The organism is Streptomyces gottesmaniae (genome assembly GCF_031845845.1).
In the GTDB taxonomy this organism is placed as follows: Bacteria; Actinomycetota; Actinomycetes; order Streptomycetales; family Streptomycetaceae; genus Streptomyces; species Streptomyces akebiae.
The window spans coordinates 123,254-147,452 of sequence record NZ_JAVRFJ010000007.1 but is presented as its reverse complement, the minus strand read 5'-3'; the positions used below and the strand labels follow the sequence as shown (position 1 = coordinate 147,452).

Here is a 24,199-nt window from a genome sequence, read left to right as displayed (position 1 = left end):
GGTCCGATGGCGCACATCGCTGACCACAGCGGGGTAAGCGATCAGGATCTCCTGGCCCGCCACGTCGAGGGCGACCCCGACGCCTTCAGTGAACTCGTACGGCGGCACCGGGATCGGCTCTGGGCGGTGGCGCTACGGACCCTGGGAGACCGCGAGGAGGCCGCTGACGCCGTCCAGGACGCTCTGGTGTCCGCCTACCGAGCCGCCCACACCTTCCGCGGCCAGTCGGCCGTCACGACGTGGCTGCACCGCATCACGGTGAACGCCTGCCTTGACCGTGCCCGCAAGACCGCCTCGCGCAAGACGTCGCCCGTCGACGACACCGAACGCCTGGAGCAGCTCCTGGAGCCGCACGAGTCGGCGTCCGCTCCGGCCGAACGCAATGATCTGCACCGCCAGCTGTTGGAAGCCCTGGGCACCCTGCCGAAGGATCAACGGGCGGCGCTCGTCCTGGTGGACATGCAGGGCTACCCCGTCGCGGAGGCCGCACGCATCCTCGATGTGCCGACCGGCACCGTGAAGAGCCGCTGCGCCCGTGGCAGAGCCAGACTTCTGCCGCTCCTGACCCATCTCCGTGTGGATGGCGAGGGGGAGGGCGGCAAAAAGTCGGAGCGTGGAAGGAACCGGGCGCAGGGGACATCCGTCCCACCCGCAGCGGGAGCACATGATGCAGGGCCAAGCGATTCAGCTGCTGTGAAGGGCGGAGGTGGGCGAGCGTGACATCCACGACCGACACGGCCGGACACCCGGAAGTCACGGAGATCTCCGACCTCAGCGAGGGTCTTCTGCCTCCTGCCCGCACTGCGGATGTCCGTCGACACCTGGACGAGTGCCCTCTGTGCTCCGACGTCCACGCCTCGCTGGAGGAGATCCGCAGTCTCCTCGGGACCTTGCCGGGGCCTCCGCGCATGCCCGACGACGTAGCGGGACGGATCGACGCCGCCCTGGCCGCCGAGGCTCTGCTGAACGCCTCGGCGCCCGAAAGCGAGACGACCGAAGAGCTCGCGGATGTCTCACGCACCGCTGCAAGCGAGAACGGCGCGCATGTTTCACGTGAAACATCGCCTGCGTCGCCTGCTGTGGATCGCCCCGCCGGTCATCCACGCGCGTCCACCGGCCCGGGCCGGACGAGTCAGAAGCGGCGCGGCCGTCGTAGGACAGCCATCGGTGCCGTATTCGCGATCGCGGCCCTGGGCCTAGGTACCGTTCTCGTCCAGTCGATCGGTGAGGACGACAGCCCCCCGGCCACAGCTTCCGACACCTTCTCCGGCGTCAAGCTGGAGAAGCGGGTCGAAGATCTCTTGGGCAAGACCGAGAGCGGAAGCCCACCCGAACAGGATCCCTTCGGGACTGCGGCCTCACCGGACAAGGGAACGAAGACGTTCTTCACCACCGACGTGCCCGACTGCATCGCGAAGGGCATCGGAGACACCACAGGTGCGATCGCCTCCGAGTCTGGTACGTACCGGGGAGCTGAGGCGTACCTCGTGCTGCTGCCCGACCGCTCCGACGACTCACGCGTCACCGCTTACGTCGTCGACGCCTCGTGCTTGAAGAAGTCTTCGGAACCCGCCGGCGACGTTCTCGTGCAACGAACCTACGCCCGTCCCTGAGGACTTTCTCCGCACTGTTCCACCTCCGGCAACCCCGTGACGGGGTCGCGCCTTCGTGTGCCCGGACACACCGGGAATGCGCGCCCCTTAGGATCCGTTGGGTGGGGTGAGAGTTTCGAGAGCAGCTCCCACCGGCAGTACGCAGCAGTCTCCAGAGACGAGGAACCAAGCCGTGAGCGACGTCCGTAACGTGATCATCATCGGCTCAGGGCCCGCCGGCTACACGGCGGCGCTCTACACCGCGCGCGCGTCGCTGAAGCCGCTGGTGTTCGAGGGCGCTGTCACCGCAGGCGGCGCACTGATGAACACCACCGAGGTGGAAAACTTCCCCGGCTTCCGGGACGGCATCATGGGCCCTGATCTCATGGACAACATGCGCGCCCAGGCCGAGCGTTTCGGTGCCGAGCTCGTTCCGGACGACATCGTCGACGTCGACCTGAGCGGCGAGATCAAGACCGTCACGGACACCGCGGGCACTGTGCACCGCGCCAAGGCCGTCATCGTCACCACGGGCTCCCAGCACCGCAAGCTCGGGCTGCCCAACGAGGACGCGCTCTCCGGCCGCGGTGTGTCCTGGTGCGCCACCTGTGACGGGTTCTTCTTCAAGGACCAGGACATCGCGGTGATCGGCGGCGGCGACACCGCCATGGAGGAAGCCACCTTCCTGTCGCGGTTCGCCAAGTCCGTGACCATCGTCCACCGCCGGGACACCCTGCGCGCCTCCAAGGCGATGCAGGAGCGTGCGTTCGCCGACCCGAAGATCTCCTTCGTGTGGGACAGCGAGGTCGCCGAGATCCAGGGCGACCAGAAGCTCGCCGGTCTGCAGCTGCGCAACCTCAAGACGGGCGAGACGTCCGAGCTGCCGGTGACAGGCCTGTTCATCGCGATCGGACACGACCCGCGCACCGAGCTCTTCAAGGGTCAGCTCGACCTGGACGACGAGGGCTATCTGAAGGTGGCTTCCCCGTCCACCCGGACGAACCTGTCCGGTGTTTTCGGCGCCGGCGACGTCGTCGACCACACGTACCGTCAGGCGATCACCGCCGCCGGGACCGGCTGCTCAGCCGCCCTCGACGCCGAGCGCTTCCTTGCCGCCCTCGCCGACGGCGACCAGGTTGCCGAGCCCGAGAAGACCACCGTCTGACCCCGTCCACCCCACCGCACCAACCAGTTAGGAGCCCTCAGTGGCCGGCACCCTGAAGAACGTGACCGACGACTCCTTCGAGCAGGACGTCCTCAAGAACGACAAGCCCGTCCTGGTGGACTTCTGGGCCGCGTGGTGCGGTCCGTGCCGCCAGATCGCGCCGTCCCTCGAAGCCATCGCCCAGGAGTACGGCGACAAGATCGAGATCGTCAAGCTCAACATCGACGAGAACCCGGCCACGGCTGCCAAGTATGGCGTCATGTCCATCCCGACGCTGAACGTCTACCAGCGTGGCGAGGTCGCCAAGACCATCGTCGGGGCCAAGCCCAAGGCAGCGATCGTGCGGGACCTCGAGGACTTCATCGCCGAGTGATGTTTCACGTGAAACACGAAGGGGCCGACCCAGGAGGGTCGGCCCCTTGGCTTTATAGCGGCCGCAGCGCCGGCTCTTTCTGCACTGCTCCCAGAAGCCGGTCCAGCGCCAGCTCGACGTCCTCCTTCCAGGAGAGCGTCGTTCGCAGCTCCAGCCGCAGCCGCGGATAAGTGGGGTGGGGCCGCACCGTCTTGAAGCCCACGGCCGTCAGATGGTCGGCGGGAAGAACACACGCCGGTTCCTTCCAGCGGGCGTCTCCGAAGGCTTCGATCGCTTTGAAGCCCCGTCGCAGCAGATCCTTGGCCACCGTCTGGACCATCACACGCCCCAGCCCTTGGCCCTGGTACCCCTGCATGATGAAGGCGGTCATCAACTGGACGGCGTCAGGGGATACCGGACTCGTGGGAAACGCTGTGGAGCGAGGCACATAAGCCGGAGGCGCATACAGCACGAAGCCCACCGGTACCTCGTCCACGTAGACGACCCGACCACAGGACCCCCAGTCCAGCAGAACGGCTGAGATCCACGCTTCCTTCTCGAGGGCGGGCGTCCCTGCCTTTACCGCAGCTTCGCCGCTGACTGGGTCCAACTCCCAGAAGACACACGAGCGACAGCGCTTGGGAAGGTCCTGAAGGTTGTCCAGCGTGAGCGGTACGAGCCGACGGCCCATGAAGGCTGTTCCTCGCTTCCTTCGCCCGCAGCGTCGCGAGCGGCTGTCAGAGCACTCCGCTCCCTGAGCAGACTGCCGACGAATCCGCCGACGGCCCCGAGTCCCAGGCCTGCTGTGACCAGTCCGGAACGGCTCACGGTTCGCATGGCCCGCCTCTCCACAAAGATCCGCCAGGTCGATGCGCCATACCCAATCGCATCGTATCCACGATGCGATTGCCTAGATACCGCCTCAAAGCAAAGAGCGGGCTGTGTCCGGTATACATCGGACACAGCCCGCTCATGCGGTCGACGAGCCGAGAGCCGGCCTGAGAATCGGAGGGTCAGACCTCCGGCTCCTCCGAGGTGTCGTCCAGGAGACTCTTCTGGAGAGCGAGTTTCTCGCCGGGAGCGAGAGTGCTCAGGATCCGTTCAAGGTCCTCCGTGGAGGCGAACTCCACGGTGATCTTGCCCTTCTTCTGCCCCAGGTTGATCTTCACGCGCGTTTCGAAACGATCCGAGAGTCGGGTAGCGAGCTCACCGAGCGCCGGAGAGGGAACGGAGCCGGCCCGTGGGCCCTTGGACCGTGCCGTGCTCTTCGGACGCGACCCCATGAGGGTGACGATCTCTTCAACCGCTCGCACCGAGAGGCCCTCGGCCACAATCCGGTGGGCGAGCTTGTCCTGCTCCTCTGAGTCCTCGACGGAGAGCAGAGCCCGCGCGTGCCCGGCGGAAAGAACGCCGGCTGCCACACGACGCTGAACCGCCGCCGAAAGCTTGAGCAGGCGCAGGGTGTTGGAAACCTGAGGGCGCGAGCGGCCGATTCGGTCCGCCAGCTGGTCATGCGTGCAGTTGAAGTCCTTGAGCAGCTGGTCGTAGGCGAAGGCTTCTTCCAGCGGATTCAGCTGAGCGCGGTGCAAGTTCTCGAGGAGCGCGTCCAGCAGAAGCTTCTCGTCGTCCGTCGCCCGTACGATCGCCGGGATCGCGTCGAGCTCGGCCTCATGGCAGGCTCGCCAGCGCCGCTCACCCATGATGAGCTCGTAGCGGGCCGGGCCCACTTGCCGTACGACGATGGGCTGGAGAAGGCCGACCTCCTTGATGGAGGTGACGAGCTCCTGCAACAGATCCTCGTCGAACACCTCTCGGGGCTGACGCGGGTTCGGGGTGATGGAGTCGAGAGGCAGCTCGGCAAAGTACGCGCCGACAGGTGCTGCGGGCAGTTCGCCCGCGGCATTAGGCGACAGCTCCTCTGTTTCACGTGAAACAGGCGGGAGCGTGGCAAGCTTCGAAGCCGCCACCCCACGCTCGGGAGCGAAGACAGACACTTGTGGGGTGGTGGCGGGTGCAGCCGCTGCCGGAGCCTCCTTCTCGCCCGTCGCGGCCGCTGGGATCAGTGCGGCCAGACCACGGCCCAACCCCCTCCGTCGATCACTCACTGGATCCCCTCCACCACACTCGGATTGTTCTGAGCACCAATGTGGGCGTGCGTCGGGTCGTACCCTACGCCCACGCCCCTCAGTGCGATTTCTCGTGCCGCCTCAAGGTAGGAGAGGGCACCGCTCGATCCTGGATCGTAAGTCAGCACCGTCTGCCCATAGCTAGGCGCCTCGGAGATCCGGACAGAGCGAGGAATGCTCGTCCGCAGCACCTCTTCGCCGAAGTGGGTGCGCACCTCGTCGGCGACCTGGGACGCCAGGCGCGTCCGGCCGTCATACATGGTGAGCAGGATCGTCGACACATGGAGGACGGGGTTGAGGTGCCCCCGTACCAGGTCGACGTTGCGGAGCAGCTGGCCGAGGCCCTCCAGCGCGTAGTACTCGCACTGGATCGGGATGAGGACTTCCTGGCCGGCAACCAATGCGTTCACCGTCAGGAGCCCGAGCGAGGGCGGACAGTCGATGAGGATGTAATCCAGGGGCTGCTCGTACGCCTGGATCGCCCGCTGCAGTCGGCTCTCGCGTGCCACCAGCGACACCAGCTCGATCTCCGCACCGGCGAGATCGATCGTGGCTGGGGCGCAGAAGAGACCTTCCACATCGGGAACGGGTTGGACGACTTCCGACAGCGGCCTGCTGTCGATCAGCACGTCGTAGATGGACGGCACCTCGGCATGGTGATCGATCCCCAGCGCGGTGGACGCATTGCCCTGAGGGTCGAGGTCGACCACAAGGACACGGGCGCCGTGCAGAGCCAGCGAAGCGGCGAGATTGACCGTTGTCGTGGTCTTTCCGACGCCGCCCTTCTGATTGGCGACGACCATGACTCGGGTCTGCTCGGGCCGAGGCAGTCCCTCACCGGCACGACCCAGAGCCTCTACCGCCAACTGGGCAGCACGACCGATGGGAGTGTCGTCCATCGGGGGCGGTGTTTCACGTGAAACATCCTCCCCCATCGACTCGGTACGGGGACCGGGGACCGGATCGGTCATCGGTCCCGCGATGTTGGCGTCGGACCGCAAGGATTCACTCTCCTCGACTTCAGGCTCGCAATGAACAGAGCCTCCCATGCCTTCGGGGTCGTGAACCAGTGAGGCCTGGCGTTCTGTGGAGAATTCCACCTCTGTGGAAAACTCCGTTACCTCTCCGAGTGACCCGAGAGGCTTCCGGTCGCGCGGTTCGGCCGCGGCGCGGCCACGGCTGATGATGCCGTGCAGCAGTGAGCGACGTTTCACGTGAAACACGATGCCCAGCGGCAGAGGCCACGCCTGCGCGACACTCCGAGATGCATAGTTTTGGAAGCTTGTGTGGAGTACGACTCGTCGTCAGGACGGATCAGCGAACGTCCAGATCAATGCCTAGCGGCGACGCCGTACCCGCCCTGTCCGCGCCGCCTTCGCCCGCTTCGCCGCAAAGCGCACGCCACCCGGGCTCTCCCCGACCTCCACGCGGACCACCGTGGACAGCGGATCGACCAGACCCTCGCCCACATGGTGGATGGAGGTCGCCACGGCGCCGAGCTTGCTCAGGGCGGTGGCTGCGCTCTTCAGCTCCTCCTCCGCAGTGTCGCCCTTGAGTGCCAGCATCTCTCCGTACGGGCGCAGCAGCGGAATGCCCCAGCCGGCCAATCGGTCCAGTGGGGCCACCGCTCGCGCCGTCACCACATGGACCGGCTGCAGCGTCCCGAGGACTTCTTCAGCTCGGCCACGGACGACGGTCACATGGTCGAGTCCCAGTAGTTCGACCACCTCGGTCAGGAAGTTCGTACGCCGTAGCAGGGGCTCCAGCAGCGTGATCTTCAGGTCGTCCCGGACGAGGGCCAGCGGGATACCGGGCAATCCGGCACCGGAGCCGACATCGCACACCGTCACCCCCTCGGGCACGACCTCGGAGAGCACCGCGCAGTTCAGCAGATGCCTCTCCCACAGGCGGGGTACCTCCCGCGGGCCGATGAGTCCGCGCTGCACTCCCGCCTCAGCCAGGAGCTCGGCATATCGGACCGCATCCGCGTAGCGATCACCGAATACGTCGCGCGCCTGCTCGGGCGCAGGGGGGAGCTCCGCTGCCTCCGTCACGGGGACCGTCCTTCCGTACCGCAAGAGCGCACTGTGCGCTGACACCAGAACAACAGGCTGACAAAGTCCGGCCCCGCCTGCAGGCAGACGGGGCCGGAGAAGCGTACGTACCGAATCAGGCAGGCAGGACGACGACGAAGCGCTGGGGCTCCTCGCCCTCGGACTCGCTGCGCAGACCGACGGACTTGACCGCGTCGTGCACGACCTTGCGCTCGAAGGGCGTCATCGGCTGCAGCTTCACGGGCTCGCCCGTGCTCTTGGCCTCGGCCGCCGCCTTGGCACCCAGCTCGGAGAGCTCGGCGCGCTTCTTGGCCCGGTAACCGGCGATGTCCAGCATCAGACGGCTGCGGTCACCGGTCTCACGGTGCACGGCCAGGCGCGTGAGCTCCTGGAGCGCCTCAAGCACCTCGCCCTCGCGGCCGACGAGCTTGTTCAGATCGCGGCTACCGGAGTCGCTGATGATCGAGACAGAGGCACGGTCGGCCTCGACGTCCATGTCGATGTCGCCGTCCAGGTCGGCGATGTCCAGCAGACCTTCCAGGTAGTCCGCAGCAATCTCACCCTCCTGCTCCAGGCGGGTCAGGGTGTCGCCACCCTCGGAGGCGGCGGAGGTGGTGCCTTCCGTCACGGGATGGACTCCTTCTTACTTCTTGGACGGGGACTTGGGACGCTGCTGACCCTTGCGCTGACCGGACTGAGCCTTGCTGCGGCCACCGGCACCGGGCTTGGGCGCGGCCTTCTTGGCAGCGGCCGCCGGCTTGGCGTCCTCCGGCTCGTCCGACTTGCTCAGCGAGGTGGGCTCGGGCTTCGGCTCGGCTTCGTCGGCGGTCTTCGCACTACCGGACTGACGCTGGGCCTTGGTCTGGCGCTTGGGCTGCTGGCGCTTGGGGGTCGCCGGCGTACCGTCCTCGGCCGTGGCGACGGCCGAGGCCTCGCTCTTGACGACGGTGCCGTCAGCCTGGGCCGCGAGGCCCTCCTTGCTCAGGCCGGTGATGAACTTCCGCTCGTACTCGTTGCGGTCACGGCCCTTGGCGACGATCGCCTTGACGATCGCGCGCTCGCCGCGGCTGCGGGTCTTGCCGTGATGCGTGACGTGCTTGAAGAGTCGCTCCAGGTAAGCGGCCTGCGCCTTGGAACCCGGCGTCGGGTTGTTGTGGATGACGTACATCTGCTGACCCATGGTCCACACGTTGGTGGTCAGCCAGTAGACGAGGACACCGACCGGGAAGTTGATGCCGAAGACGGCGAACATGATCGGGAAGATGTACATCAGCATCTTCTGCTGCTGCATGAAGGGCGTCTTCACCGTGGTGTCGACGTTCTTCGTCATCAGCTGACGCTGCGTGTAGAACTGCGACGCCGACATCAGGACGATCATGATCGCGGTGACGATGCGGACCGTGGTGATCGAAGCGTCGAGCGCCTGGGCCTCGGCGGCGGTGTTCGTGAAGGTCGCGGCCAGCGGGGCACCGAAGATGTGTGCCTTCTGCGCGCTCTCCAGCAGGCTCTCGTTGATGACACCGATCGTGTCGTTGTTCGCGATGCTGTTGAGCACGTGGTACAGGGCGAAGAAGAACGGTGACTGCGCCAGGATGGGAAGGCACGAGGAGAGCGGGTTGGTGCCCGTCTCCTTGTACAGCTTCATCATCTCTTCGGACTGACGCTGTTTGTCGTTCTTGTAGCGCTCCTGGATCTTCTTCATCTCGGGCTGCAGCGTCTGCATCGCCCGGGTCGCCTTGATCTGCTTCACGAAGAGCGGGATCAGGCAGATACGGATCAGGATCACCAAGGACACGATGGACAGGCCCCAGGCCCACCCGGTGTCCGCGCCGAAGAGGGCGCCGTACACGCTGTGGAACTGGACGATGACCCAGGAGACAGGTGTCGTGATGAAGCTGAAGAGGCTGGCAATCGTGTCCACTAATCATGCTCCTTGGGCATGGGACGGGGTCTCTGCGGCCGGGCCCGAGGAGGCCTGCCCCTCGGTGGCCGGTTCGGCGGCGGAGGTCCCGCCCTTGCGTGCACGCCAGGCGCCACGCAACATCTCGTGCCACCGTGGCCGCTTGCGCGGAGGGACATGGTCCACACCGCCGAGCGACCACGGATTGCACCGCAGGATGCGCCAGGCAGTGAGTGCCGTTCCCTTGATCGCACCGTGCCGGTCGATGGCCGTGTAGCCGTAGTGGGAGCACGACGGGTAGTACTTGCACACCGGCCCGAGCAGCGGACTGATCGTCCACTGGTACAGCTTGATCAGCGCCAGCAGCGGGTACTTCATCGCGCGCCCCCTCCCAGCAGCCGCGCTATGGCGGCATCCAGGTCTTGGGCCAGTTGTACGTGGTCGGCGTCACCCGCTCCGGGCAGCGCTCGTACGACTACCAGGCTACCGGGGGGAAACAGGGCGACTCGATCGCGCATCAGATGACGAAGCCTGCGCTTCACCTTGTTGCGGACAACCGAACCACCGACGGCCTTGCTCACGACGAAACCCGCACGCGTCGGGGGAGCGCTCTCCCCAGGCGCGTGCGGGTCCGTGGCACCGCTACGTAGGTGAACGACGAGAAGAGGGCGTCCGGCCCTGCGTCCTCGTCGTACCGCGGTCGCGAAGTCCTCGCGCCGCCTCAGCCGATGCTCGGTAGGCAGCACGACGTCATGACCTGATCAGGATCAGGCGGACAGGCTGGCGCGACCCTTGCTGCGGCGGTTCGCGAGAATCGCGCGGCCGGCACGGGTACGCATCCGCAGGCGGAAGCCGTGGGTCTTCGCGCGACGACGGTTGTTCGGCTGGAAGGTGCGCTTGCTCACTCGGGGGCTCCAGAAAGAAATCGGTGTTTGCGGGTGCCGTCCTGGCTGTCACCGTGCGCCCACGAGTAGCTCGTATAAACGCCCGAGTGCACCGCTGTCCGATCACCTGACGCGATCTGTGCCCATCGGAGGCAGGCGGCAGCAGCCATCGACAACTCGACCTGGTTACGGTACGCGCGGCTACGCCATCCGGTCAAACCGGAGGTCACGGGGAGACACTATCCACAGGCTGGGGACAACAACTTGAACCGCACCGGTCGCCGTGACTACCGTGACGGAACTCCGATTCGTTCCCTTTCCTTTGGCTGTTGGGACCCGACCCGCCCACCAGCACCTCGTTCCGAGGGCCCCACCCGAGTTCCAAACCGACCTGTCCCAGAACCACACGTTCGTGGGACCTGTGAGAGAGCGTGCCCTGTGGCTGACGTACCTGCCGATCTTGCCGCAGTGTGGCCACGCGTACTGGAAAAGCTCCTGGGTGAGGACCAGGGCCAAGGTGTCGAGGTGAGGGACGAGCGCTGGATCAAGCGCTGCCAGCCCCTCGCTCTGGTCGCGGACACGGCTCTTCTCGCCGTCCCGAACGAGTTCGCGAAGGGCGTACTCGAGGGCCGCCTCGCACCGATCGTCAGCGAGACCCTGAGCCGGGAGTGCGGCCGCCCGATCCGTATCGCCATCACCGTCGACAGCTCCGTCGGCGAGCCCCCGCCCCCGCCGGTCCAGCAACGCTTCGAAGAGCGCGAGCTCCCGTCCGTCCCGGCCCAGAACCGCGAGTCCTACGACAGCAGGGACACGTACGACCAGGGGCGCGAGGGGCGCGGCGGGTACGAGAAGCAGAACGCCAACGAGAATCCGAACGGATACGACAGCCAGGGGCGTGACCCCTACGAGGGGTACGGGCGCCACCGGGCCGACGACCGTGGCCCGGGACGCGGCGAACAGCTGGGCGGCGGCCCCGGCGACCTGCTGCCGCCTCCGCGCACGGACCAGATGCCCACCGGCCGCTCGGACCAGCTTCCGAACGCGCGCCCCGCCTATCCGTCCGAGTACCAGCGGCCCGAGCCGGGCGCCTGGCCGCGGCCCTCGCAGGACGACTACGGCTGGCAACAGCAGAGACTCGGGTTCCCCGATCGGGACCCGTACGCTTCGCCATCGTCTGACTACCGCTCGCAGCCGATGGACCGGTCACCGTACGACCAGCGCTCCGAGTACGACTCGGGGCGCCCCGAGTACGACCAGCCCCGCGGCGACTACGACCGGCCCGGTGCCGACTCCCACTACCCGCGACCGGACAGGCGTGAGCTTCCCGACCCACCGCCGGGCTCGGGGCACGTGCACCGGGGCGGGCCGGCCAGCAGTGCGCCCGGCCCGCTGGCGGCGCAGCCCGCGCCGGCCCCCGGCCCGGGTGAACCGACGGCACGCCTGAACCCGAAGTACCTCTTCGACACCTTCGTCATCGGCGCCTCGAACCGCTTCGCCCACGCGGCCGCGGTGGCGGTCGCCGAGGCTCCGGCCAAGGCGTACAACCCCCTCTTCATCTACGGGGAGTCGGGCCTCGGCAAGACGCACCTGCTGCACGCGATCGGACACTACGCGCGCAGCCTCTACCCGGGCACGCGCGTGCGGTACGTGAGCTCGGAGGAGTTCACCAACGAGTTCATCAACTCCATCCGCGACGGCAAGGGCGACAGTTTCCGCAAGCGGTACCGCGAGATGGACATCCTGCTCGTCGACGACATCCAGTTCCTGGCGGACAAGGAGTCGACGCAGGAGGAGTTCTTCCACACCTTCAACACGCTCCACAACGCGAACAAGCAGATCGTGCTCTCCAGCGACCGGCCTCCCAAGCAGCTGGTGACCTTGGAGGACCGGCTGCGGAACCGTTTCGAATGGGGTTTGATCACCGACGTCCAGCCGCCCGAACTGGAGACGCGGATCGCGATCCTCCGCAAGAAGGCGGTGCAGGAACAGCTCAACGCCCCGCCGGAGGTACTGGAGTTCATCGCGTCCCGTATCTCGCGCAACATCCGCGAACTGGAGGGCGCGCTGATCCGGGTGACGGCGTTCGCGTCGCTCAACCGGCAGCCGGTGGACCTCGGGCTGACCGAGATCGTCCTGAAGGACCTGATCCCGGGCGGCGAGAACGCGTCCCCGGAGATCACCGCCACCGCGATCATGGCCGCGACGGCCGACTACTTCGGGCTCACGGTCGAGGACCTGTGCGGCACCTCGCGCGGGCGCGCCCTCGTCACGGCCCGCCAGATCGCGATGTATCTGTGCCGTGAGCTGACCGACCTGTCGCTGCCCAAGATCGGCGCGCAGTTCGGCAACCGGGACCACACCACCGTCATGCACGCCGACCGCAAGATCCGCGCGCTCATGGCCGAGCGACGGTCCATCTACAACCAGGTGACGGAGCTGACGAACCGCATCAAGAACGGCTGACGGCCCACACGGCTACCCAGCCGACTGTCCGTCCGACCACACGGCTGCCGGACGTCCGCAGAACACCGTCATACGTCGCTGAGGGCGCCCCGGGACAAGTTCCCGAGGGCGCCTTCGGTGTTCCTGGAGGACCTCAGGCCGCCTCATGGGGGCGCTTCAGCGGTCTCGTGGGCGCCGCGGCCCGTCTTCCTGGACAGGTGCGGCCGGCTCCGAAGGGGTCCCCGCCGTCGCCGTCCCGTCATCAGGTGTTCGATTACCTGCGGCGTTACGGCCTTCCTCCACAGATTCGGGGACTTTCTCCCGTCCACACCCTGGGGACCGGGAAGTTATACAGATTGTGTCCACAAGGCGAGCCGACGCGAGATCATCGGTCCAGGTCACCTCCCTGTGGATCCGTGGACGAAAGATCTCCACAGGCTGTGGACAAAGCGAGGATCCACAGACTGTGGACGGAGTTGTCCACCGACACCCCACAGGCTGTGGCCGGTTGTCCCCAGTGATCGTCGGCTTCTCCACATGCCTGTCCACTGTTCGGCAAGCCCACGCGGCTCCTCACCGTGTCGAGTGAAAGGCGTCACATGAAGTTGCCTGGTTGGGCTGTGGGAAAGACGGGTAAACCTGGGGACGCCGTTGGGGAGAAGTGCCCCGTGGCTGTGCACGGTGTGTGCAGAACTTTCTGTTCTCCACAGATACCCCTGGTTGTCCACCGCCTCCGCCCACAGGCACGGTGGACAAAATCTGCCGTCTGAGCTGCGAAAACAGGGTTATCCACGGTTTCCACAGGCCCTACTACTACTCCCAACTAGAGAGAGCTGGGAATCCGTTTCGAAGTGGGTCCTGTGCACAACTCGCTCTTGGCTGCCTGACCGCGCCTCGTCACGACTTGACCCCGAGCGGCTCCGAGTGTCAGTGGTGTGCGTCAGACTGTTCCCCGGTGTCCTTCCCGTCACAGGAGCCAGCGACACCGAGACAGACGACGAAGCCAGGCAGGGCGAGAAGCGCCGGCAACAGCAGGAGGCGGCAACAGTGAAGATCCGGGTGGAACGCGACGTACTCGCGGAGGCAGTTGCCTGGGCGGCACGCAGCCTCCCGGCCCGTCCGCCGGCGCCTGTCCTCGCCGGCCTCCTTCTGAAGGCCGAGGACGGCCAGCTGAGCCTCTCCAGCTTCGACTACGAGGTCTCCGCACGCGTGTCCGTGGAGGCCGAGGTCGACGAGGAGGGCACGGTGCTCGTCTCCGGCCGCCTTCTCGCCGACATCTGCCGCGCCCTCCCCAACCGCCCGGTGGAGATCTCCACAGACGGTGCACGGGCGACGGTGGTGTGCGGCTCCTCCCGGTTCACCCTCCACACACTGCCTGTGGAGGAGTACCCGGCGCTGCCGCAGATGCCGAACGCCACGGGCACCGTCCCGGGGGAGGTCTTCGCCTCCGCCGCCGCCCAGGTCGCCATCGCCGCGGGCCGCGACGACACGCTGCCCGTCCTCACCGGTGTGCGCATCGAGATCGAGGGCGACACCGTCACGCTCGCCTCCACCGACCGCTACCGCTTCGCGGTCCGCGAGTTCCTGTGGAAGCCGGAGAACCCCGAGGCGTCCGCGGTCGCCCTGGTGCCCGCCAAGACGCTCCTGGACACCGCCAAGGCCCTCACGAGCGGCGACAGCGTCATCCTGGCGCTCTCCGGCTCGGGCTCCGGCGAGGGTCTGATCGGTTTCGAGGGCGCGGGCCGCCGTACGACCACGCGGCTGCTGGAGGGAGACCTCCCGAAGTACCGCACGCTGTTCCCGACGGAGTTCAACAGCGTGGCCGTCATCGAGACCGCGCCCTTCGTCGAGGCCGTCAAGCGTGTGGCCCTGGTCGCCGAGCGGAACACCCCGGTGCGGCTGAGCTTCGAGCAGGGCGTGCTGATCCTGGAGGCCGGCTCCAGCGACGACGCACAGGCTGTGGAGAGGGTCGACGCCCAGCTGGACGGCGACGACATCTCGATCGCCTTCAACCCGACGTTCCTGCTGGACGGCCTGAGCGCCATCGACTCCCCGGTGGCCCAGCTGTCGTTCACGACGTCCACCAAGCCCGCCCTGCTCAGCGGCAAGCCCGCCGTGGACGCCGAGGCGGACGAGGCCTACAAGTACCTGATCATGCCGGTGCGGCTCAGCGGCTGACCGACCGGATGACGCCGCGGCCCGGCCGCGGAATTGTCCACAGCGCTGTGGGGCCCGGTGATCCAGCGGGCCCTCGGCGCGAAGCCGCAGGTAGGGGTGTACTTATGAGCGGGTATGCCCACAGGTGTGCGTGAGCGTCCGGGTTTAGGCTCGTGCGTGGGTACGCAGTTCAGGTGCCCTCCTGCCACGTCGCAACCTAAGGAACAACTGATGGAGCTCGGTCTCGTCGGCCTCGGCAAGATGGGCGGCAACATGCGCGAGCGGATACGCCGCGCGGGCCACACCGTCATCGGATACGACCGGAACCCGGATCTCGCCGATGTCCACAGCCTCGAAGAGCTTGTGGGCAAGCTCAAGGGCCCGCGGGTCGTGTGGGTCATGGTCCCGGCCGGCGCCGCCACCCAGTCGACCGTCGACGAGCTGGCCGAGCTGCTGGAACCCGGTGACGTCGTCGTGGACGGTGGAAACTCCCGCTGGACGGACGACGAGAAGCACGCCGAGGAGCTGGCGGCCAAGGGCATCGGCTTCGTCGACTGCGGCGTCTCCGGTGGCGTCTGGGGCCTGGAGAACGGCTACGCGCTGATGTACGGCGGCGACGCGGAGAACGTCGCCAAGGTGCGCCCCGTCTTCGACGCGCTGAAGCCCGAGGGCGACCTCGGCGCGGTGCACGCCGGCAAGGTCGGCGCCGGTCACTTCGCGAAGATGGTCCACAACGGCATCGAGTACGCGATGATGCAGGCCTATGCCGAGGGCTGGGAGCTCCTGGAGAAGGTCGACTCGGTGACGGACGTCCGCGAGGTGTTCCGTTCCTGGCAGGACGGCACGGTCATCCGCTCCTGGCTCCTCGATCTGGCGGTGAACGCCCTCGACGAGGACGAGCACCTGGACGGGCTGAAGGGCTTCGCGCAGGACTCCGGTGAGGGCCGGTGGACGGTGGAGGCCGCCATCGACCACGCCGTGCCGCTGCCCGCGATCACGGCCTCCCTCTTCGCGCGGTTCGCGTCGCGCCAGGAGGACTCGCCGCAGATGAAGATGGTCGCGGCGCTGCGGAACCAGTTCGGCGGCCACGCGGTCGAGAAGAAGTAGCCCACGGCAAGAAGCAACGCGCGGCACGGAAGAGAAGAACGAACACGCCACGGTCGACGAGAAGTCGTCCACAGGGCCGCACGGTGGTCCACAACCCTGGGGGAGGTCGGCACCCGACCATGCACGTCACGCACCTGTCGCTGGCCGACTTCCGCTCGTACGCCCGGGTCGAGGTCCCGCTCGACCCGGGCGTCACCGCGTTCGTGGGCCCCAACGGGCAGGGCAAGACGAACCTGGTCGAGGCGGTCGGCTATCTCGCGACCCTCGGCAGCCACCGGGTCTCCTCGGACGCGCCCCTGGTCCGCATGGGCGCCGACCGCGCGGTGATCCGGGCACAGGTGCGGCAGGGCGAACGGCAGCAGCTGATCGAGCTGGAGTTGAACCCCGGCAAGGCCAACCGGGCCCGCATCAACAGGTCTTCGCAGGTCAGGCCACGCGATGTGCTCGGCATCGTGCGAACGGTGCTGTTCGCGCCGGAGGATCTCGCGCTGGTCAAGGGCGACCCCGGCGAGCGACGGCGCTTCCTCGACGAACTGATCACCGCGCGGGCCCCGCGCATGGCGGGTGTGCGCTCCGACTACGAGCGGGTCCTCAAGCAGCGCAACACCCTCCTGAAGACAGCCGCGTTGGCACGTCGGCACGGCGGCCGCTCCATGGACCTGTCCACGCTCGACGTGTGGGACCAGCACCTCGCGCGCGTGGGCGCCGAACTGCTCGCCCAACGCCTCGATCTGGTCGCCGCGATCCAGCCGCTCGCCGACAAGGCGTACGAGCAACTCGCACCCGGCGGCGGCCCGGTCGGTCTGGAGTACAAACCCTCCTCGCCCGGCCTCGTCGGTCACGCGCGCGAGGAGCTGTACGAGCAGCTCACGGCAGCCCTCACCGAGAGCCGCAAGCAGGAGATCGAGCGGGGCGTCACGCTCGTGGGACCCCATCGAGACGATGTGACCCTCAAACTCGGTCCGCTGCCGGCAAAGGGCTACGCCTCCCACGGCGAGTCCTGGTCGTACGCCCTGGCGCTGAGGCTCGCCTCCTACGACCTGCTGCGGGCCGAGGGCAACGAGCCGGTGCTGATCCTCGACGACGTCTTCGCCGAGTTGGACACCCGGCGGCGGGAGCGTCTGGCGGAGCTGGTCGCGCCGGGCGAGCAGGTCCTGGTGACCGCCGCGGTCGACGACGACGTACCGGACGTACTGACGGGGACGCGGTACACCGTGTCCGACGGGACGGTGGAGCGCGTATGAGCGGATCCGAGGGAAGCCCCAAGCCGCCCGAGCCCTCCGGTGTGGACCTCGCGCGCGTGGCGCTGCGCGCCGCGAAGGAGGCCGCACGCGCGCGTGGCGAAGTCACCCAGCAGCAGAAGCAGGCACGGCGTGGCGGCGGGCTGCGCTCCGGCGCGCGTGCCGACGGGCGCGACCCGATGCCGCTCGGTCCCGCCATCAACCGGCTGATCACCGAGCGGGGCTGGGAGACACCGGCCGCCGTGGGCGGGGTCATGGGCCGCTGGCCCCAGATCGTCGGCGACGACCTGGCCAGACGATGCGCGCCGGAGCGGTACGACGAGGACGAGCGCGTGCTGCACGTGCGGTGCGACTCGACGGCCTGGGCGACGAACGTACGCCTCCTCGCCCCGCAGCTGGTCGCGCGGCTCAACGAGGACCTCGGGCAGGGCACCGTGCGGTTCCTCAAGGTCCACGGACCCGCAGGCTCCGCCCCTCGCTACGGCCCCCTTCGGGCTCCGGGAAGCACCGGTCCCGGCGATACCTACGGGTGACCGTAATCACATTTCCTGGCTCTTCCCCAGCCCGTGACCGGTGGTCCTCGGGGCGTCGCCGGGTGCCCGCCTGCTCCTGCGTCGACGTTCGCGTGCGGGTGCGAATGTCGACTTGACCCGGGAGTAGCAAAGGGTTGACACCCGGAAGCGCTGAGTGCCGCTGTGAGCCTCTTGGAGCCCCGCTCCGCATATGGGGAGTCGGGAGAGACCGGTTCAGGGCGGCACATGCGGACTCAGGTACCGGCAAACCCCCATCACTGTCGGCGCTACCGGTAGACTGGAAGCTAATCCCGCCCCATTCGTGGGGACCGCTTCGGAAACACTGTGCAACGCTGACAAAGGCTTCCACCGCAACATGCCGCAGCCGCTCCGGCAAACCCGCCAAGAGCCTGGCTTGTGCTGTGCCAGAAAGGGCGCTTCGTGGCCGATTCCGGCAACCCCAACGAGAACATCCCGTCCACCGAGGCCCTGGCCGGAACGGCCGAGGCCTCACCCTCGGCGTACGACGCCAGTGCCATCACCGTCCTCGAAGGGCTGGACGCGGTCCGCAAGCGGCCCGGCATGTACATCGGCTCGACCGGTGAGCGCGGCCTGCACCACCTCGTGCAGGAGGTCGTGGACAACTCCGTCGACGAGGCCCTGGCCGGGCACGCGGACACCATCGACGTGACGATCCTTCCCGACGGCGGTGTCCGGGTCGTCGACAACGGCCGCGGCATCCCGGTGGGCATCGTCCCGTCCGAGGGCAAGCCGGCCGTCGAGGTCGTGCTGACCGTCCTGCACGCGGGCGGCAAGTTCGGCGGCGGCGGCTACGCGGTCTCCGGTGGTCTGCACGGCGTCGGCGTCTCCGTGGTGAACGCCCTGTCGACGAAGGTCGCCGTCGAGGTCAAGACCGACGGTCACCGCTGGACGCAGGACTACAAGCTGGGCGTTCCGACCGCCCCGCTCGCCAAGCACGAGGCCACGGACGAACACGGCACATCGGTCACCTTCTGGGCCGACCCGGACATCTTCGAGACCACCCACTACTCCTTCGAGACGCTCTCGCGGCGCTTCCAGGAGATGGCGTTCCTCAACAAGGGGTTGAGGATCAACCTCACCGACGAGCGCGAGTCGGCGAAGGCCACCGCCGGGGCGGACGAGGCCGGTGAGGACGAGAAGCACGAGGTCAAGACGGTCTCGTACCACTACGAGGGCGGCATCGTCGACTTTGTGAAGCACCTCAACTCCCGCAAGGGGGACGTGGTGCACCCGTCCGTCATCGACTTCGAGGCCGAGGACAGGGAGAAGTCCCTGTCCGTCGAGGTCGCGATGCAGTGGAACAGCGGTTACAGCGAGGGTGTGTACTCCTTCGCCAACATCATCCACACGCACGAGGGCGGTACGCACGAAGAGGGCTTCCGTGCCGCGATGACCGGTCTGATCAACCGCTACGCGCGCGACAAGAAGCTGCTCCGCGAGAAGGACGACAACCTCACGGGTGACGACATCCGCGAGGGTCTGACCGCGATCATCTCGATCAAGCTGGCCGAACCGCAGTTCGAGGGCCAGACCAAGACCAAGCTGGGCAACACGGAGGCGAAGACCTTCGTGCAGAAGGTCGTGCACGAGCACCTGACGGACTGGCTGGACCGCAACCCGGTCGAGGCCGCGGACATCATCCGCAAGTCCATCCAGGCGGCCACCGCGCGCGTGGCGGCCCGCAAGGCGCGTGACCTGACCCGCCGCAAGGGCCTCCTGGAGACGGCGTCCCTGCCGGGCAAGCTGAGCGACTGCCAGTCGAACGACCCCACCAAGTGCGAGATCTTCATCGTCGAGGGTGACTCCGCCGGCGGCTCGGCCAAGTCCGGCCGCAACCCGCAGTACCAGGCGATCCTCCCGATCCGCGGCAAGATCCTCAACGTGGAGAAGGCGCGGATCGACAAGATCCTGCAGAACCAGGAGATCCAGGCGCTGATCTCGGCCTTCGGCACGGGTGTGCACGAGGACTTCGACATCTCGAAGCTCCGCTATCACAAGATCATCCTGATGGCGGACGCCGACGTCGACGGCCAGCACATCAACACCCTGCTGCTGACCTTCCTGTTCCGCTTCATGCGGCCGCTGGTCGAGGCCGGGCACGTCTTCCTGTCGCGTCCCCCGCTCTACAAGATCAAGTGGGGCCGGGAGGACTTCGAGTACGCGTACTCGGACCGCGAGCGCGACGCCCTGATCGAGCTCGGCCGGCAGAACGGCAAGCGCGTCCGGGAGGACTCGATCCAGCGCTTCAAGGGTCTCGGCGAGATGAACGCCGAGGAGCTGCGCATCACGACGATGGACCAGGACCACCGGGTCCTCGGCCAGGTCACGCTCGACGACGCGGCCCAGGCCGACGAGCTGTTCTCGGTGCTCATGGGCGAGGACGTCGAGGCCCGGCGCCAGTTCATCCAGCGCAACGCCAAGGACGTCCGCTTCCTCGACATCTGAGTCGGTCTCAGCTGACCGCACCAGGAAGGATTCCCCCCAGCAATGGCCGACGAGAACACCCCCGTGATGCCTGAGCCCGCCGAAGGCGAGACGACGGTGCGCATCGAGCCCGTCGGGCTCGAGACGGAGATGCAGCGCTCGTACCTGGACTACGCGATGTCCGTCATCGTGTCCCGCGCGCTGCCCGACGTACGCGACGGTCTCAAGCCCGTCCACCGCCGTGTCCTGTACGCCATGTACGACGGCGGCTACCGGCCCGAGAAGGGCTTCTACAAGTGCGCCCGCGTCGTCGGCGACGTCATGGGCAACTACCACCCGCACGGCGACTCCTCGATCTACGACGCGCTGGTCCGCCTCGCGCAGCCGTGGTCGATGCGGATGCCGCTGGTGGACTCCAACGGCAACTTCGGCTCGCCGGGCAACGACCCGGCGGCGGCCATGCGCTACACCGAGTGCAAGATGGCGCCGTTGTCGATGGAGATGGTCCGTGACATCGACGAGGACACCGTCGACTTCACGGACAACTACGACGGCCGCTCCCAGGAGCCGACCGTCCTCCCGGCCCGCTTCCCGAACCTGCTGATCAACGGCTCGGCGGGCATCGCAGTCGGTATGGCGACCAACATCCCGCCGCACAACCTCCGCGAGGTCGCGGCGGGTGCCCAGTGGTACCTGGAGAACCCCGAGGCCTCCCACGAGGACCTCCTGGACGCGCTGATCGAGCGCATCAAGGGCCCCGACTTCCCGACCGGCGCCCTGGTGGTCGGCCGCAAGGGCATCGAGGAGGCGTACCGCACGGGCCGCGGCTCCATCACGATGCGCGCGGTCGTCGAGGTCGAGGAGATCCAGAACCGGCAGTGCCTGGTGGTCACGGAGCTGCCGTACCAGGTCAACCCGGACAACCTCGCGCAGAAGATCGCCGACCTCGTGAAGGACGGCAAGATCGGCGGCATCGCGGACGTCCGCGACGAGACGTCGTCCCGTACGGGCCAGCGCCTGGTCATCGTCCTGAAGCGCGACGCGGTCGCCAAGGTCGTGCTGAACAACCTGTACAAGCACACCGACCTGCAGACCAATTTCGGCGCCAACATGCTGGCCCTGGTCGACGGTGTGCCTCGGACCCTCTCTCTGGACGCGTTCATCCGCCACTGGGTGACGCACCAGATCGAGGTCATCGTCCGGCGCACGAAGTTCCGGCTGCGCAAGGCCGAGGAGCGGGCGCACATCCTGCGCGGCCTGCTGAAGGCCCTGGACGCCATCGACGATGTCATCGCGCTGATCCGGCGCAGCGACACCGTCGACATCGCGCGCACGGGCCTGATGGATCTCCTGGAGATCGACGAGATCCAGGCCAACGCCATCCTCGAGATGCAGCTGCGCCGCCTGGCCGCCCTGGAGCGGCAGAAGATCATCCAGGAGCACGACGAACTCCAGGCCAAGATCCGCGAGTACAACGAGATCCTCGCCTCCCCCGTGCGCCAGCGCGGGATCGTCAGCGCGGAACTCGCCGCGATCGTCGAGAAGTACGGTGACGACCGCAAGACGATGCTGGTCCCCTACGACGGCGACATGTCCATCGAGGACCTCATCGCGGAGGAAGACATCGTCGTCACCGTCTCGCGCGGCGGCTACGTCAAGCGGACCAAGACGGTCGACTACCGGGCGCAGAAGCGCGGGGGCAAGGGCGTACGCGGCACGAAGCTCAAGGAAGACGACATCGTCGACCACTTCTTCGTGTCCACGACCCACCACTGGCTGCTGTTCTTCACCAACAAGGGCCGCGTCTACCGGGCCAAGGCCTACGAGCTGCCGGACGCCGGGCGTGACGCGCGTGGACAGCACGTCGCGAACCTGCTGGCCTTCCAGCCCGACGAGGCGATCGCCGAGATCCTCGCGATCCGCGACTACGAGGCCGCGCCCTACCTGGTGCTCGCCACCAAGGGTGGTCTTGTGAAGAAGACGCCTCTGAAGGATTACGATTCGCCCCGTGCCGGCGGCGTCATCGCGATCAACCTCCGTGAGAAGGAGGACGGTTCCGATGACGAACTGATCGGAGCCGAACTCGTATCGGCAGAGGACGACATCCTTCTGATCAGCAAGAAGGCACAGTCGATCCGCTTCACGGCGACGGACGAGGCGCTGCGGCCCATGGGCCGTGCCACCTCGGGTGTCAAGGGCATGAGTTTCCGCGAAGGGGACGAGCTGCTCTCGATGAATGTTGTTCGACCCGGTACGTTCGTGTTCACTGCCACAGACGGCGGGTACGCGAAGCGGACCGTCGTCGACGAGTACCGCGTCCAGGGTCGCGGCGGCCTCGGCATCAAGGCCGCCAAGATCGTCGAGGACCGCGGGTCGCTCGTCGGCGCGCTGGTGGTCGAGGAGACCGACGAGATCCTCGCCATCACGCTGTCGGGCGGTGTGATTCGTACGCGAGTCAACGAGATCAGGGAAACCGGCCGTGACACCATGGGCGTCCAACTGATCAACCTGGGCAAGCGCGATGCCGTCGTCGGCATCGCTCGTAACGCCGAGGCGGGGCGGGAGGCGGAGGAGGTCGACGGCGACGATGCCGTGGACGAGACCGCCGAGGCTGCCGTGACGACCGGTACGGACGAGGGTGAGGCGCCCTCGTCCGAGTAGCACGAGGAGTGAGTCAGCGTGAGCGGAGCCACGGGCGCGGGATCGTCCGGTACTTCGGCCGGCACTTCGACCGGGTCGGAGGCGGACGGCGGCGGCCGTGGCTCCGCCGCGCGTGCGATGGACACGCACACGACCCAACTGAAGGCCATCAAGCCGGACGCGACGGACGCGGTCGCGCCCGCGCCGGAGAAGCCCGGAAGCCAGGGAGCAACCGTGACGGACACCCGTGGTCCGCAGAAGCCCGCGTCCGGCAGTCCGGCCGCGGCTCAGGGCGGATCCGGCCGTCAGACCCCGGCACAGCCCCAGCCCCGGCCCCAGGTTTCCGCGCAGGCCGCTGCCTCGGCGCTGCCCGGTGAGCGGCAGTCGCAGCAGCAGGCCGGCCCGTACCACCCGCCGCAGGCCTACGCGCCGGCTCCGGAGGCCTCCTCCCGCAAGCCTCGTACGGGGGCGCGCACGACACCACGCACGCGCAAGGCGCGGCTGCGGGTGTCCAAGGCCGACCCGTGGTCCGTGATGAAGGTCAGTTTCCTGCTCTCCATCGCCCTCGGTATCTGCACGGTCGTCGCCGCCGCGGTGCTGTGGATGGTCATGAACGCGATGGGTGTGTTCTCCACGGTCGGCGCCACCATCTCCGAGGCGACGGGCTCGAACGAATCCAACGGATTCGATCTCCAGGCGTTCCTGTCGCTGCCCAACGTGCTGATCTTCACCACGATCATCGCGGTCATCGACGTCGTCCTCGCCACCGCCCTGGCCACCCTCGGAGCCTTCATCTACAACCTCTCCGCAGGCTTTGTGGGCGGCGTCGAGCTGACGCTCGCCGAGGACGAGTAAAGGCGCCTCACCGCGTCACGGTCGCCCTGCGGGTATCGATTTTGGGACTGCCCACGTCGTGCGCTAATCTTCAGGAGTCAGCGCGCGGGACACACACCGCAGAGCGCGGCGGGGCTATAGCTCAGTTGGTTAGAGCGCATCCCTGATAAGGATGAGGCCACAGGTTCAAATCCTGTTAGCCCCACATCGGCATAGCGCCAGGTGAGAAGCCCGGTAGATCGTCAGGATCTACCGGGCTTCTACATTTGATGATCTTGGTATCCCGCTACTCCCCCGTAACTTCCTTCATGGGCACGCCGCTTTGCAGGAACATGCTGATGCGGATTAGGTCAAGCAACCCTTACTGTGGACAGCAGGACGCCCCCTGTCGATTCACGCGGCAGGGGGCGTCTGTCCGGCTGGGGCCTCCCGAGCACCCGGCCGGAGCCTGTGAGGGTGAGGGGGTCAGCCCCACCCGACATCGAGGACGGTCTCGGTCGTGCTGGCCTCGCTGGATTCCTCGGCTGTCCCTGCCGACGTCCCGGAACTGGCCTCCTGCGCTACGGCGGACGGCTCGGTCGTCTCGGCTGCGGCAGGCGTGACCGTGGCCCCCAGCGTCAGCAGGGCCGATGCGACCGCGAGGCGAAGTCTGACCACGGAAACCCCTTACTCGAACGCATATGTGGACTCGTGTCACTGAACGTAGGGTTGCATGCGGGAAAGGTGA

22 protein-coding genes and 1 tRNA gene are annotated in these 24,199 nt (G+C 67.3%); 13 read left to right on the top strand and 10 right to left on the bottom strand.

Annotation, left to right across the window (positions count from 1 at the left end; translation table 11 throughout):
• Positions 1-6 precede the first annotated feature (6 nt).
• The 4 genes from sigM (at position 7) to trxA (ending at position 3,130) form a co-directional block, all read left to right on the top strand.
• Positions 7-720 carry an RNA polymerase sigma factor SigM gene (gene sigM, locus RM704_RS10825; protein WP_033530660.1) on the top strand — a complete coding sequence of 238 codons (714 nt, stop codon included), beginning with the start codon at positions 7-9 and terminating at the stop codon, positions 718-720.
• Complete coding sequence (locus RM704_RS10820; RefSeq protein WP_033530659.1) at positions 717-1,613, top strand: anti-sigma factor family protein; 897 nt, start codon at positions 717-719, stop codon at positions 1,611-1,613. Before sigM ends, RM704_RS10820 begins: the two co-directional genes overlap by 4 nt.
• 172 nt (positions 1,614-1,785) lie before the next feature.
• Positions 1,786-2,757, top strand: a complete 972-nt coding sequence (gene trxB, locus RM704_RS10815) for a thioredoxin-disulfide reductase (RefSeq protein WP_033530658.1) — start codon at positions 1,786-1,788, stop codon at positions 2,755-2,757.
• A 40-nt stretch (positions 2,758-2,797) separates the two neighbouring features.
• Positions 2,798-3,130 carry a thioredoxin gene (gene trxA / locus RM704_RS10810; RefSeq protein WP_009332067.1) on the top strand — a complete coding sequence of 111 codons (333 nt, stop codon included), beginning with the start codon at positions 2,798-2,800 and terminating at the stop codon, positions 3,128-3,130.
• A 52-nt stretch (positions 3,131-3,182) separates the two neighbouring features.
• Here trxA and RM704_RS10805 read toward each other — a convergent pair whose 3' ends face one another.
• The 9 genes from RM704_RS10805 to rpmH all read right to left on the bottom strand — a co-directional run bounded on the left by RM704_RS10805 (position 3,183) and on the right by rpmH (position 10,094).
• Entirely contained in the window at positions 3,183-3,800 is a 618-nt protein-coding gene (locus RM704_RS10805; RefSeq protein ID WP_033530657.1) for a GNAT family N-acetyltransferase, read from the bottom strand.
• Between the two features lie 322 nt (positions 3,801-4,122).
• On the bottom strand, positions 4,123-5,214 hold the full coding sequence (locus RM704_RS10800) for a ParB/RepB/Spo0J family partition protein (protein WP_078937373.1): 1,092 nt from the start codon (positions 5,212-5,214) through the stop codon (positions 4,123-4,125).
• Positions 5,211-6,284 carry a ParA family protein gene (locus RM704_RS10795; RefSeq protein WP_078937383.1) on the bottom strand — a complete coding sequence of 358 codons (1,074 nt, stop codon included), beginning with the start codon at positions 6,282-6,284 and terminating at the stop codon, positions 5,211-5,213. The genes RM704_RS10800 and RM704_RS10795 overlap by 4 nt, the downstream gene beginning before the upstream one ends.
• 288 nt (positions 6,285-6,572) lie before the next feature.
• Entirely contained in the window at positions 6,573-7,289 is a 717-nt protein-coding gene (gene rsmG, locus RM704_RS10790) for a 16S rRNA (guanine(527)-N(7))-methyltransferase RsmG (RefSeq protein ID WP_033530654.1), read from the bottom strand.
• Positions 7,290-7,404: 115 nt separating this feature from the next.
• Entirely contained in the window at positions 7,405-7,917 is a 513-nt protein-coding gene (locus RM704_RS10785) for a Jag family protein (protein WP_033530653.1), read from the bottom strand.
• Between the two features lie 15 nt (positions 7,918-7,932).
• Positions 7,933-9,210 (bottom strand): membrane protein insertase YidC, encoded by a 1,278-nt coding sequence (yidC, locus tag RM704_RS10780; RefSeq protein WP_033530652.1) that lies wholly within the window; start codon positions 9,208-9,210, stop codon positions 7,933-7,935.
• 3 nt (positions 9,211-9,213) lie between these two features.
• A complete protein-coding gene (gene yidD / locus RM704_RS10775) occupies positions 9,214-9,567 on the bottom strand; it encodes a membrane protein insertion efficiency factor YidD (protein WP_033530651.1) in 354 nt (117 codons plus the stop codon).
• Positions 9,564-9,935: a ribonuclease P protein component gene (gene rnpA, locus RM704_RS10770; protein ID WP_078937372.1), complete on the bottom strand. Its 372-nt coding sequence runs from the start codon at positions 9,933-9,935 to the stop codon at positions 9,564-9,566. Before rnpA ends, yidD begins: the two co-directional genes overlap by 4 nt.
• A 21-nt stretch (positions 9,936-9,956) precedes the next feature.
• Positions 9,957-10,094 (bottom strand): 50S ribosomal protein L34, encoded by a 138-nt coding sequence (gene rpmH / locus RM704_RS10765; protein ID WP_005482975.1) that lies wholly within the window; start codon positions 10,092-10,094, stop codon positions 9,957-9,959.
• A 417-nt stretch (positions 10,095-10,511) separates the two neighbouring features.
• Here rpmH and dnaA point away from each other — a divergent pair, with 417 nt between their 5' ends.
• From dnaA to RM704_RS10720, 9 genes are all read left to right on the top strand, one after another.
• Positions 10,512-12,536, top strand: a complete 2,025-nt coding sequence (gene dnaA, locus RM704_RS10760; protein WP_033530650.1) for a chromosomal replication initiator protein DnaA — start codon at positions 10,512-10,514, stop codon at positions 12,534-12,536.
• A gap of 1,026 nt (positions 12,537-13,562) precedes the next feature.
• The gene (gene dnaN / locus RM704_RS10755; RefSeq protein ID WP_033530649.1) at positions 13,563-14,693 is read left to right on the top strand and encodes a DNA polymerase III subunit beta; all 1,131 of its coding nucleotides are present in this window, start codon (positions 13,563-13,565) and stop codon (positions 14,691-14,693) included.
• 210 nt (positions 14,694-14,903) lie between these two features.
• Complete coding sequence (gene gnd / locus RM704_RS10750; protein WP_033530648.1) at positions 14,904-15,779, top strand: phosphogluconate dehydrogenase (NAD(+)-dependent, decarboxylating); 876 nt, start codon at positions 14,904-14,906, stop codon at positions 15,777-15,779.
• A gap of 119 nt (positions 15,780-15,898) precedes the next feature.
• The gene (gene recF / locus RM704_RS10745; RefSeq protein ID WP_033530647.1) at positions 15,899-17,023 is read left to right on the top strand and encodes a DNA replication/repair protein RecF; all 1,125 of its coding nucleotides are present in this window, start codon (positions 15,899-15,901) and stop codon (positions 17,021-17,023) included.
• Positions 17,020-17,553 (top strand): DciA family protein, encoded by a 534-nt coding sequence (locus RM704_RS10740; RefSeq protein WP_192829796.1) that lies wholly within the window; start codon positions 17,020-17,022, stop codon positions 17,551-17,553. The genes recF and RM704_RS10740 overlap by 4 nt, the downstream gene beginning before the upstream one ends.
• 396 nt (positions 17,554-17,949) lie before the next feature.
• A complete protein-coding gene (gyrB, locus tag RM704_RS10735; RefSeq protein ID WP_033530646.1) occupies positions 17,950-20,019 on the top strand; it encodes a DNA topoisomerase (ATP-hydrolyzing) subunit B in 2,070 nt (689 codons plus the stop codon).
• 42 nt (positions 20,020-20,061) lie between these two features.
• A complete protein-coding gene (gene gyrA / locus RM704_RS10730; protein ID WP_033530645.1) occupies positions 20,062-22,659 on the top strand; it encodes a DNA gyrase subunit A in 2,598 nt (865 codons plus the stop codon).
• Between the two features lie 18 nt (positions 22,660-22,677).
• Complete coding sequence (locus RM704_RS10725; RefSeq protein ID WP_033530644.1) at positions 22,678-23,493, top strand: DUF3566 domain-containing protein; 816 nt, start codon at positions 22,678-22,680, stop codon at positions 23,491-23,493.
• Between the two features lie 110 nt (positions 23,494-23,603).
• Positions 23,604-23,677, top strand: a tRNA-Ile gene (locus tag RM704_RS10720).
• 260 nt (positions 23,678-23,937) lie between these two features.
• Here RM704_RS10720 and RM704_RS10715 read toward each other — a convergent pair.
• On the bottom strand, positions 23,938-24,129 hold the full coding sequence (locus RM704_RS10715; RefSeq protein WP_033530643.1) for a hypothetical protein: 192 nt from the start codon (positions 24,127-24,129) through the stop codon (positions 23,938-23,940).
• Positions 24,130-24,199 lie beyond the last annotated feature (70 nt).